Genomic DNA, 1,856 nt, shown 5'->3' on the forward strand with positions numbered 1-1,856 from the left:
ACCGCCGAGGTCTCCAGCAGCTCAACCCCCATCCCCAGCCACTGCGACCCCTGACCGGGAAAGACGAACACCGTCTTACCGTCCGAGCCGGGCACACCGGTCACCACTCCGGCGCTGACGCCGCCCGAGGCCAGCGTCGCCGTACCGGCGAGGAGCTCACCCCGATCCGCGCCCACGACCACCGCGCGGTGGTCGAACACCGACCGGGAGGACGCCAGGGAGTGGGCCACGTCGGCGTCGGCGCCGGTTCCCGCCTCCAGCCACGCCGCCAGCCGCCCGGCCTGTGCCCGGAGTGCCTCGCTCGTCTTCGCCGACAGCACCCACGGCAGCACCGGAACCGCCGGTACCTCGGCGGGCGTCTCGGCCTCGACCGTTTCCTGAGCGGGGGACTCCTCCAGCACCACGTGCGCGTTCGTGCCGCTGACTCCGAAGGAGGAGACCGCGGCCCGGCGCGGGTGATCCCCGGCGGTCCACGAGCGGGTCTCGGTCAGCAGTTCCACGGCACCGGCCGACCAGTCCACATGCGGGCTCGGCTCGTTCGCGTGCAGCGTCCGAGGCAGCACGCCGTGCCGCATCGCCATCACCATCTTGATGATCCCGGCGGCGCCCGCGGCGGCCTGGGCGTGACCGATGTTCGACTTGATGGAACCCAGCCACAGCGGCCGATCCTCCGGACGGTCCTGGCCGTAGGTGGCCATCAGCGCCTGCGCCTCGATCGGGTCGCCGAGCGGCGTTCCGGTGCCGTGCGCCTCGACCGCGTCGATGTCGGCGGGCGAGAGGTTCGCGTTGGCCAGTGCCTGGCGGATCACCCGCTGCTGCGAGGGACCGTTCGGCGCGGTCAGCCCGTTGCTCGCGCCGTCCTGGTTGACCGCGCTGCCCCGTACGACGGCGAGGATCTGGTGGCCGTTGCGCTGGGCGTCCGACAGCCGCTCGACGAGCAGCATGCCCACGCCCTCGCTCCAGCCCGCGCCGTCGGCGTCCGCCGAGAACGCCTTGCACCGGCCGTCGACGGACAGGGCGCCCTGCCGGCAGAACTCGATGAACGTGCCCGGAGTCGCCATCACCGTCACGCCACCGGCCAGGGCCAGGTCGCACTCGCCGTTCCTGAGCGCCTGCACGGCCAGGTGCAGCGCGACCAGCGACGACGAGCACGCCGTGTCCACGGTCATCGCGGGTCCCTCGAACCCGAAGGTGTAGGACACCCGCCCCGAGGCGACGCTGCCGGAGTTTCCGGTGCCGATCAGGCCCTCCAGTTCCTCCGGTATGGAGGTGAGCTGGCTCGCGTAGTCGTGGTACATCACGCCGGTGAACACGCCCGTACGACTTCCTCGCAGGTGGTTCAGGCGGATCCCGGCCCGCTCGACCGCCTCCCACGAGGTCTCCAGCAGCAGCCGCTGCTGCGGGTCCATCGCGAGCGCCTCACGCGGGCTGATCCCGAAGAAGCCGGGGTCAAAGTCACCGGCTTCTCCCAGGAAGCCACCGCGCCGCACGTAGGAGGTGCCGTGGGTCTCGGGGTCCGGGTCGTACAGTTTGTCCAGGTCCCAGCCGCGGTCGGTGGGGAAGTCGCCGATGGCGTCCGTGCCGGACGACACCAGGTCCCACAGGCCCTCGGGCGAGGAGACGCCGCCGGGGTAGCGGCAGGCCATCCCCACGATCGCGATCGGCTCGTCGTCGACCACCGTCCTGGCCACGGTGACCGCACCGGCCGAGGCGGCTCCGCCGAGTTCGCTCGCCAGGTGATCGGCTACCGCCTGGGCGGTCGGGTAGTCGAAGACGAGGGTGGCGGGCAGTCGCAGTCCGGAGACCGCCATCAGCCGGTTGCGCAGCTCGACCGCGGTCAGGGAGTCGAAACCCAG

At 71.9% G+C, this 1,856-nt stretch carries 1 protein-coding gene; it reads right to left on the minus strand.

Annotated features, from left to right (window positions below; genetic code table 11):
- Positions 1 to 1,856, minus strand: a 1,856-nt coding sequence (locus ACTOQ2_RS43785) for a type I polyketide synthase (protein ID WP_440107929.1), incomplete at both ends; no start/stop codon positions are given.

Source organism: Streptosporangium sp. H16 (assembly GCF_051918855.1).
In the GTDB taxonomy this organism is placed as follows: Bacteria; Actinomycetota; Actinomycetes; order Streptosporangiales; family Streptosporangiaceae; genus Streptosporangium.